The organism is Rhodococcus sp. YH1, assembly GCF_009939605.1.
GTDB classification, from domain to species: Bacteria; Actinomycetota; Actinomycetes; order Mycobacteriales; family Mycobacteriaceae; genus Rhodococcus; species Rhodococcus aetherivorans.
On sequence record NZ_WVTE01000074.1, the window covers coordinates 1 to 10,539 of the forward strand.

Annotated in this window: 2 protein-coding genes and 1 pseudogene; all 3 read left to right on the plus strand. The window is 71.5% G+C overall.

Annotated elements, in window-relative coordinates; genetic code table 11:
- Positions 1–128: 128 nt before the first annotated feature.
- Positions 129–2,009 (plus strand): annotated as a pseudogene (locus tag AIIKEEIJ_RS07490) (acetoacetate--CoA ligase); the annotation flags it as partial.
- 77 nt (positions 2,010–2,086) lie between these two features.
- Positions 2,087–2,434, plus strand: coding sequence for a hypothetical protein (locus tag AIIKEEIJ_RS07495; RefSeq protein ID WP_006939718.1), 348 nt, complete (start codon positions 2,087–2,089; stop codon positions 2,432–2,434).
- A 289-nt stretch (positions 2,435–2,723) separates the two neighbouring features.
- The coding region (locus tag AIIKEEIJ_RS07500) for an amino acid adenylation domain-containing protein (RefSeq protein ID WP_161995333.1) at positions 2,724–10,539 on the plus strand (7,816 nt) is incomplete at its 3' end.

The window sequence follows — 10,539 nt, forward strand, 5'->3', positions numbered from 1 at the left end:
CGTCGGTCTTGGTTCGCTGTTCGAACAGCTCGAGGACGCCGCCGGGCAGATGACGCCGGAGCTGTACCAGGCGGCGACGGCGACTCTGTTCGGGTCCGACGCTATGCGCCTGGCCGGTATCGCCGCCTGTCGAGCAGCGCCACGGCCTCTCTCTTCCCGACTACCACGCTCTGTGGCGGTGGTCCGTCGACGACCTCGGGCGGTTCTGGCAGGACGTGTGGGACTGGTTCGACGTGCGGTCGCGCACCGATCCGGGACCGGCGCTGGCCGACGCCTCGATGCCCGGGGCGGTCTGGTTCCCCGGGGCGCGACTGAACTACGTGGAGCAGGCCCTGCGGCACGCGCGCGACGACCGCCCGGCGATCGTGTACGTCGGCGAGGACGGGGAACGCACCGAGCTGGGCTGGGCCGAACTGCGCAGGCAGGCGGCCGCGCTGGCCGCCACGCTGCGCGAGCACGGCATCGGCGTCGGTGACCGCGTCGTCGGCTACCTGCCGAACATCCCGGAGGCCGTGGTCGCGCTGCTCGCCACCGCGAGCATCGGCGCCGTGTGGGCGGCCTGCGGCCAGGACTACTCGGCCCCCGCAGCCCTGGACCGGCTCGGGCAACTCGACCCCGCTGCCCTGATCACCGCCGACGGCTACCGGTTCGCCGGCCGCACCCACCCCCGCGCCGAGGCGGTCGGCCGGCTGCGGGAGGGGTTGCCGTCGCTGGCGCTGACCGTCGTGGTGCCCCGGCTCGGTGGTCCGCGGCAGGACCTCGAAGGCGCGCTCACCTGGGAGGCGGCGACCGTCGGGGCCCAACCCCTCGACCCCGAGCCGGTGCCGTTCGACCATCCGTTGTGGGTCGTGTTCTCCTCCGGGACCACCGGCCTGCCGAAGGGCATCGTGCACGGGCACGGCGGGGTGGTGCTCGAGCATCTCAAGGCGGTCTCGCTGCACACCGACCTCGGGCCCGACGACACCTTCCTCTGGTACACCAGCCCGAGCTGGATGATGTGGAACTTCCAGGCGGCCGGGCTGCTCGTCGGGGCCACGATCGTCTGCTACGACGGCAGCCCGTCACACCCGCGGGTCGACCGGCTGTGGCGGATCGCCGCGGAGGAACGGGTCACCGTCCTCGGCACGAGTCCCGGCTACGTGCTCGCCTGCATCAAGGCGGGCGTCGTACCCCGGCGGGACCACGACCTGTCCGCGTTGCGGGCCGTCGGGGTCACCGGGTCCACGCTGCCCGCGTCCTCGTCGCGGTGGCTGGCGGAGAACGTCGGCGAACACGTCCCGGTGATGTCCATCACCGGCGGCACCGACGTGGTGTCGGCCTTCGTCGGCGCGGTGCGCACCGTCCCGGTGTGGCCGGGCGAGCTGTCGGTGCCGTACCTCGGCGTCGCACTCGACGCGTACGACGAACACGGCCGCCCGGTCCGCGGCGACGTGGGGGAGCTCGTGGTGACCGCACCCATGCCGTCGATGCCGGTCCGTTTCTGGAACGACCCGGACGGGCACCGCTACCGCGAGGCGTACTTCTCCGTCTATCCCGGGGTGTGGCGGCACGGCGACTGGATCACGATCACCGGGCGCGGGACCGTGGAGATGCACGGGCGCTCCGACTCGACGCTCAACCGGCACGGCGTCCGGATGGGCAGCGCCGACATCTATCAGGCCGTCGAGAAACTCCCGGAGGTCGTCGAGGCGCTCGTGATCGGCGCCGAGCAGCCGGACGGCGGCTACTGGATGCCGCTGTTCGTGGTGCTCGCCGACGGGGTCGAGCTCGACGACGAGCTGCGGGAGAAGATCCGCGCGGTCATCCGGGAGCAGGCCTCGCCGCGGCACGTCCCCGACGACATCGTCGCCGCCCCCGGTGTGCCGCACACCCGCACCGGCAAGAAGCTCGAGGTGCCGATCAAGCGGCTCTTCCAGGGCGCCGACGCGGCGCGCACGGTGGATCGCAGCGCGGTCGACGCGCCGGAGCTGCTCGACTGGTACGCGGGGCAGCGGAAGGAGCCGCGGTGACCCGCGTCACCGGACGGCGCATCCGGTGGGGTGAGCCTGATTGGACATCCGTCCTGCTCGGGTGATCCGATGGCCGCATGGACGTCGCGATCAAGATCTTCCTCATCCTGCACTTCATCGGCCTCGCCGGGATCATCGGCTCCTGGCTCGCCGTGATCAAGGAACCGCGCGTGGTGGCCGGCATGCTGCACGGCGCGATCCTGCAGGTGGTGACCGGTCTCGCACTGGTCGGGCTCAACGAGGCGAACGACGCCGACCTGAACCACATGAAGATCGGTATCAAGCTCGTCGTCGCCGTCGTCATCCTCGTCCTCGCGATCGTCGGCATGAAGAAGGAACGGCAGAACCCGGGCTCGACCGCCGCCCTCGCACACGCGGCCGGTGCTCTCGGTGTCCTCAACGTCGTCATCGCCGTGCTGTGGTGACGGCTCCGACACCCCCGGCGGCGAAGATGAAGCCGACCTTACCGACCCTGTAGATTGGTCCGGTGCGCAAGTCACGCGGCCGGAAGGCGACCGGCGAGTAACCTGCTCGGGCAGCTCCGCGCCGACAGGCGGGGGGATCGTTGTCCCGGCGGGTCTCGCGGCGTTCGCGCCGTTGTCCGCCGTGTAACGCTCCTCCCCTGAACTGCAGATATACCTGAGCACGGTGCTCGCCCGGGCCACCGGGCGCGACGGTCGGGCCTGCGTCCGACGGTGAGAGAGAGGTTGGGGTTTGGACTCGCTGGGTGTCGGCGGATCGGGTGCGACGAACACGAACGCGGCGAACGTGCCGGACGGTGCCTTCCCCCTCTCCCCGGCGCAGCTCGGGATGTGGTTCGCGCAACACGTCGATCCTTCCGTGCCCGCGAACATCGCCCAGTACGTCGAGCTCGTCGGCGACCTCGATGTCGACCTGCTCCGGGAGTCCAGCGCCCGCGCCGCCCTCGAGATGGGGTCCGGCTTCCTGCGCTTCCTCGAGGTCGACGCGCAGCCCTACCAGCTGGTCGATCCCAGCCTCGAGGCGCCGCTCGGGTTCGTCGACCTGCGGGCGGCGGAGAACCCTCGCGAGGCCGCGCTCGAATGGATGCGCGCCGACCGCAGCACGCCGGTCGACGTGCTCAAGGACCGGCTCATCGTGGCCACCGTCCTGCAGATCGGCGAGCGCCGCTACTTCTGGTACAACCGCGTCCACCACCTCGCCCTGGACGGTTTCGGTGCCGCCACCTTCATGACGCGCATCGCGGAGCTCTACACCGCCGCCGTCGAAGGCGCCGAGCCCAGCCCCAACAAGGCCTCGGACGTGCGCACCGTGTACGAGGCCGAGATCGCGTACCGGAACTCACCCCGGTTCCACACCGACCGCGAGTACTGGTCGACGGTCATCGAGGGCATCGAGGAACCCACCAGCCTGGCCGGCCGCACCGCCCCGCCGGCCCCCGTCAGCCGGATCGACAGCGCCGCCCTCGGCGACCGCGTCGAGCGGCTCGTCGACAGCTTCACCGAACGCGAGAACACCAGCCTCGCGACCGCGGTCATCGCCGCCTTCGCCGCCTACATGGCCCAGATGACCGGCCGCACCGACGTCGTGCTCAGCCTGCCCGTCGCCGCGCGGACCACCGCGGTGCTGCGCCGGTCCGGCAGCATGGTCTCCAACGTGGTGCCGTTGCGGCTCGACGTGGACTCCGGCACCACCGTGCGGCAGCTCGTGGAGGCGGCCACCGCCGCGGTCTCCGGTGCGCTGCGGCACCAGCGGTACCGCCACGAGGACATCGTCCGCGACGCCGGCAACGCGGCCGGCGGCCGCTCGACGTTCTTCGGGCCGTGGATCAACATCATGCTGTTCGACAACGAGGTCCGCCTCGGCGACATGGTGGGACGGATCAACATCCTGTCCACCGGTCTCATCGAGGACCTCGGCGTCAACGTCTACAAGAGCGGCGGCACGCACACCCACATCGACTTCGAGTCCAACCCCAACCTCTACGGCGCGCAGGAGTCCCGTGCGCACCACTCCCGGTTCGTGGAGTTCTTCGACCGGTTCGTCGCCTCCGATCCCGACCGGCGCGTCTGGGACCTGCCCCTCGGAACGGGCACCGAGACCGCCCAGGTGCTCACCGAGTGGAACCGCACCGAGCACCCCCTCGACCACCGCACGCTGCTGGAGGCGTTCGAGGAGCAGGTGGCGCGCACACCGGACGCCCCGGCCCTCGTGTACGAGGGCGAGAGCCTGACGTACGCCGAGTTCGACGCCCGCGCGAACGCGCTCGCGCGGCTGCTCGTCGCCCGCGGCGTGGGACCCGAGTCCCTGGTCGGGCTGTCGGTGCGGCGCTCCCTGGAACTGCTCGTCGGCATGTACGCGATCGTCAAGGCCGGCGGCGCCTGGGTGCCGATCGACCCGGACCATCCCGCGGACCGGACCGCCTACATCCTCGAGACGGCCCGGCCCGTCTGCGTGGTCACGACCGCGCGCGACGAGGCGGACCTGCCTGCCGGCCTCGACGTGGTCGAGATCGACCGCCTCGACCTCACCGGCCTGGACACGCGCCCGCTCGCCGACGCCGACCGGCTCGCGCCGGTGCGCCTCGACACCACCGCCTACGTCATCTTCACCTCCGGCTCCACGGGGCGGCCCAAGGGCGTCGCCGTCACCCACCGGGCGATCGACAACCAGATCCGGTGGATGAACGACCAGTACGCGCTGTCGGCGTCCGACGTGTACCTGCAGAAGACCGCGACGACGTTCGACGTGTCGCTGTGGGGCTTCTTCATGCCGCTGCGCGTCGGTGCGACCCTGGTCGTCGCCACCCCGGACGGCCACCGCGACCCGATGTACGTGGCCGACAAGATCGCCGCGCACGGCGTCACCGTCACCGACTTCGTCCCGTCGATGCTCACCGTGTTCGTCGCCAATGCCCGCCCCGGCTCGTGCGACACGCTGCGGCACGTGTTCGTGATCGGCGAGGCCCTGCCGGCGGAGACGGCCGCGGCGTTCGCCCAGTTGTGCAACGCGCAGCTGCACAACCTCTACGGACCCACCGAGGCCGCGGTCTCGATCACCTACCACCGCGCCGGACCCGAGGACGTGACCACCGTCCCGATCGGCGTGCCGCAGTGGAACAGCCGCGCCTACGTCCTCGACCACCGGCTGCGCCCTGTGCCGCCCGGCCGGCCCGGCGAGCTGTATCTCGCCGGTGTCCAGCTCGCGCGCGGTTACCTGCGCCGCCCCGACCTCACCGCCGACCGGTTCCTCGCCGATCCGTTCGGTGCGCCCGGCGACCGGATGTACCGCACCGGCGACCTCGTGCTGTGGCGCCTCGGCGCGGACGGTGGCGGATACCTCGACTACATCGGCCGCACCGACTTCCAGGTCAAGTTCCGCGGCCAGCGGATCGAGCTGGGCGAGATCGAGACGGTCCTGCTCGCCGCCCCGGAGGTGTCGCAGGCCGTCGTGCTCGTGGTGCCCACGGCGACGGGCGACCAGCTCGTCGGCTACCTCGTCGCCGCCCCCGGGCACGCGATCGACACCGAGGCGCTGACCGAGGCGCTCGGGCGGGCGCTCCCGTCGTACATGGTGCCGGCCTCGCTGATGGTGCTCGAGGCGTTCCCGCTCAACACCAGCGGCAAGCTCGACCGCAAGGCCCTGCCCGAGCCGGTGTTCAACAGCGCCCGCATGTTCCGGGCGCCGCGCACCGCCGCCGAACGGATCGTGGCCGAGACGTTCTCCGAGGTGCTCGGGGTCGCCGAGGTGGGCCTCGACGACGACTTCTTCGAACTCGGTGGCAACTCGCTCGTCGCCACTCAGCTGGTGTCCCGGATCGGCTCCGCACTCGACACCCAGGTGCCGGTGCGGGTGCTGTTCGAGTCCTCCACCGTCGTGGGTCTCGCCGCCCGGGTGGCGCGCCAGTCCGGGTCCGGGGCCCGCCGGCCGCTCGTGGCGGGCTCGCGGCCGGACGTGCTGCCGCTCTCGACGGCGCAGCAGCGGATCTGGTTCCTCAACCGGTTCGACGTCGGCACCGCCGCCTACAACCTGCCCTTCACGGTGCGGCTGACCGGTCCGCTCGATCCCGCTGCCCTCGACGCCGCCTTCGGCGACGTCGTCGCCCGGCACGAGACGCTGCGCACCGTCTACCCGGCGGTCGACGGCGAACCGCAGCAGGTGATCCTGCCGGTCGAACACGTCGACAGCCGTGTGCCCGTCCTCGACGTCGCCGCGTCCGATCTGCTCGCCCGGGTCGTGGCGCTGGCCGAGCGCGGATTCGACGTCACCGTCGACCTGCCGTTCCGGATCGCGCTGTATCGCCTGGCGGACGACGAGTTCGTCCTGGCGATGGTGCTGCACCACATCGCCGCGGACGGATCGTCCTTCGAGCCGCTCGTGCGCGACATCGTGGCCGCGTACGCGGCGCGGGCCGCCGGCTCCGAACCGGCCTGGTCCCCGCTGCCGGTGCAGTACGCCGACTACGCGCTGTGGCAGCGCGATGTGCTCGGTCTCGAATCCGACCCGGACTCGATCTCTGCGCAGCAGATCGCCTACTGGACCCGCGAACTCGAGGGCATCCCGGATCAGCTCGACCTGCCCGCGGACCGGCCCCGCCCGGCGGTCGCCTCCTACCGGGGCGGCAAGCGCCGCTTCGGGATCTCGCCCGAGACCCACCGGGGGCTGGCCGAGGTGGCCCGCTCGCATCAGGCGTCGCTGTTCATGGTGATGCACTCCGCCTACGCCGTGCTCCTGTCGAGGCTGAGCGGATCCGACGACATCACCGTCGGCAGCGTCGTCGCCGGCCGCGGCGATCGTCTCCTCGACGACCTGATCGGCATGTTCGTCAACACGCTGGTGCTGCGCACCCGGGTCGATCCGGGGGCGCGCTTCGAGGAACTCCTCGACCGGGTCCGCGACTCCGACCTGAGCGCCTTCTCCAACGCGGACGTCCCGTTCGAGCGGCTCGTGGAGGTCCTCAAGCCGCCCCGTTCCACGGCCCGTCACCCGCTGTTCCAGGCCGCGCTCGCCGTGGAATCTCCGGGCACGCGCGACATCTCGTTCTCCGGCGTGCGCGCCACCGCGGCCGAGCTGGACGTACCGATCGCGAAGTTCGACCTGCAGCTGTGGCTCGTCGAGCGCACCGACGACGCGGGCCGCCCGGCCGGTGTCGACGCCGTGTTCGAGTACGCGACCGACCTGTTCGACGCCGACACCGTCGACGTCTTCGGGCAGCGTTTCGTGCGGATCCTCGAGGCGATCGTCGCCGACGCCGCCACGCCCGTCGGTGACATCGACATCCTTGCGCCCGAGGAGTCGGCGCGGCTCGCCTCGGTCCGTGGCCCCGGGCTCCACCGCAGCGAGCGGCCGCTCGTCGAGTTGCTCACGGCCGGTGCGGATCTCGCTCCCGACACGGTCGCCGTCCGGTGCGGCGACTCCGCTCTCACCTACCGCGAGCTCGACGAGTGGTCCAATCGTCTCGCGCGGGTCCTCATCGACAGTGGCGTCGGTCCCGAAACGATTGTGGCACTGGCATTCCCGCGTTCGGCGGAGATGGTGCACTGCGTGTGGGCCGTAGCCAAGACCGGCGCCGCGTACGTGCCGATCGATCCCGCGCACCCGATCGAGCGCATCCGGCACATCGTCGGGGACTCCGGCGCCGTGCTCGGACTGACCACCGTCGGGCACCTGCCGGGGCTGCCCGCGGACTTCGACTGGAACGCCCTGGACGACGCCGAGACCGTCGCGGCGATCGCGCGGGCGTCCGCCGCGCCCGTCCGCGACGCGGACCGGCTCGCCTCGCTGCGCCTGGACCACGTCGCGTACATGATCTACACCTCGGGCTCGACGGGCCTGCCGAAGGGGGTCGCCGTGACCCACCACGGGCTCGCCGCGCTGGTCCAGGAGAGCGTCGAACTCTACGGCGTCACCGACCGGTCCCGGGTGCTGCACGTGTGCGCGCCCAGCTTCGACCCGTCGGTGCTCGAGTGGCTGATGGCCGGCGCCTCCGGCGCCGAGCTCGTGGTGACCCCCGCGAACGTGCTGGGCGGCACCGAACTGCACGACCTGATCAAGGCGCACGGGGTGACCCACGCCGTCATCACTCCCGCCGTGCTCGGTTCGGTCGACCCCCGCGACCTCGACACGTTGCGCGTCCTCAACGTCGGCGGCGACGTCTCCACCGGCGACCTGGTCGCCCGCTGGTCTCCGGGCCGCCGCTACTTCAATGCGTACGGCCCCACCGAGACCACGATCGTCACCACCCGTGGCGAACTGCGCCCCGGGGAGCCCATCACCATCGGCACGCCCGTCGCCGGGGTCGGTGCCCTGGTGCTCGACCCGCGTCTGCACCCCGTCCCGGTCGGCGTGTCCGGCGAGCTGTACCTGACCGGGGACGCCCTCGCCCGTGGCTACCACCGGCGACCGGCGCTGACGGCGGACCGCTTCCTCGCCTCCCCGTTCGGCGCGCCGGGCGAGCGCATGTACCGCACCGGGGACGTCGTGCGGTGGGACGACGAGGACCGGCTGGTGTACGCCGGACGGACCGACTTCCAGGTCAAGGTCCGCGGTTACCGCATCGAGCTCGGTGAGATCGACGCCGCCTTCCTGTCCCACCCCGCCGTCGACTTCGCCACCACGATCGGGCACGAGACGCCCTCGGGCCAGACCACTCTCGTCACCTATGTCCACGGCGAGGCCGGCCTCGACAGCGACGAACTCACCGAGTACGTCGCCGGATTCCTGCCGTCCTACATGGTCCCCTCGGTGTGCGTCGTCCTCGACATCGTCCCCCTCACCCCGAACGGGAAGGTGGACCGCAAGGCACTGCCCGAGCCGGTGTTCGAGGCGCGGACCTTCCGCGCCCCCACCACGCCGATCGAGGAGATCGTCGCGGGCACGTTCGAGGACGTCCTCGGTATCGACCGCGTCGGACTGGACGACGACTTCTTCGAACTCGGCGGCAACTCGCTCGTCGCGACACAACTCGTGTCCCGGCTCGGCGCGGCCCTCGACACCCAGGTGCCCGTGCGCCTGCTGTTCGAGGCGTCGACCGTCGTCGCGCTGGCCGCGCGGGTCGAACACCGGGCCGGCGCGGGTCGGCGCATCCCGCTCGTGGCCCGGCCGCGCCCCGACCGGATCCCGCTGTCCCTGGCCCAGCAGCGCATGTGGTTCCTCAACCGATTCGAGCCCGAGTCGGCCACCTACAACCTGCCGTTCGCCCTGCGGCTGTCCGGTGAGCTCGACATCACCGCGCTGCAGGTCGCGATCATGGACGTCATCGACCGGCACGAGTCGCTTCGCACCGTCTACCCGGAAGGGCCGGACGGGCCGATGCAGGTCGTCACGGACGCCGCCACGGCGGTGCCCAACCTGACGCCCACGTTGATCACGGAAGAGGATCTGCAGCAGGAGATCTCGGCGCTGGCATCCACCGGGTTCGACGTGACCCGCGAGGTGCCCATCCGGGCCCACCTGTTCGAGATCGGCCCGACCGAGCACGTGCTCGCGATCGTCATGCACCACATCTCCGCCGACGGCTGGTCGATGGGACCCGTCGCGCGCGACGTCATGGCCGCCTACGCCGCGCGCATCGAGTGGGAGCGCCCCGCGTGGCCGCCGCTGCCGGTGCAGTACGCGGACTACACGCTGTGGCAGCACGAACTGCTCGGCTCCGAGGGCGACCCGGAGTCGCTGATCGCCGATCAGCTCGCGTACTGGCGCAACACCCTCGCCGGGCTGCCCGACCAGCTCGACCTGCCGTCGGACCGGCCCCGGCCGGCACGGCAGTCGTTCCGCGGCGGGACCGAACGATTCGTCGTGTCCTCCGAGATCCACTCCGCGCTCGACGAGGTCGCGCGCCGGCAGGGCACCACCCTGTTCATGGTGGTGCACGCGGCGCTGTCGGTGCTGCTGGCGCGGTTGTCGGGCACCGACGACATCGCCATCGGCACCCCGGTGGCCGGCCGCGGCGAGCAGGAACTCGACAACGTGGTCGGCATGTTCGTCAACACCCTGGTGCTGCGCACCCAGGTGGACCCGAACCGGCCGTTCACCGAGCAGCTCGCCCGGGCCCGCGAGGCGGCGCTCGGGGCGTTCGCGCACGCGGACGTGCCGTTCGAGCGGCTGGTGGAGGTGCTCAATCCCGCCCGGTCGACGGCGCGGCACCCGCTGTTCCAGGTCATGCTGGCCTTCCAGAATCTCGGGTCGACCCACGTGGAGCTGCCCCGTCTCGTCCTGGAGACGCAGGCCATCGATACCTCGGTGGCGAAGTTCGACCTGCAGCTGACGCTGTCCGAGTCCTCGGACGACGGCCGCGCCGACGGGCTCGTCGCCGAGATCACCTATGCGACGGATCTTTTCGATGCGTCGACGGTGGCGGGGTTCGCGGCGCGGTTCGTGCGGGTGCTCGAGGAGGTGGTGGCGGATCCGTCGGTGGCGGTGGGCGACCTGGAGATCCTCGAGCCGGTGGAGCGGTCGCGGGTGCTCGAGGTGTGGAACGACACGGCACATCCGGTGCCGTCGGTGACGTTGGTGGGGTTGTTCGAGGAGCGGGTGCGCCGGTCGCCGGAGG

Coding starts and splice junctions, on each gene's coding strand:
- AIIKEEIJ_RS07495 (WP_006939718.1), top strand. CDS start 2,087: ATGGACGTCGCGATCAAGATCTTCCTCATCCTGCACTTCATCGGCCTC.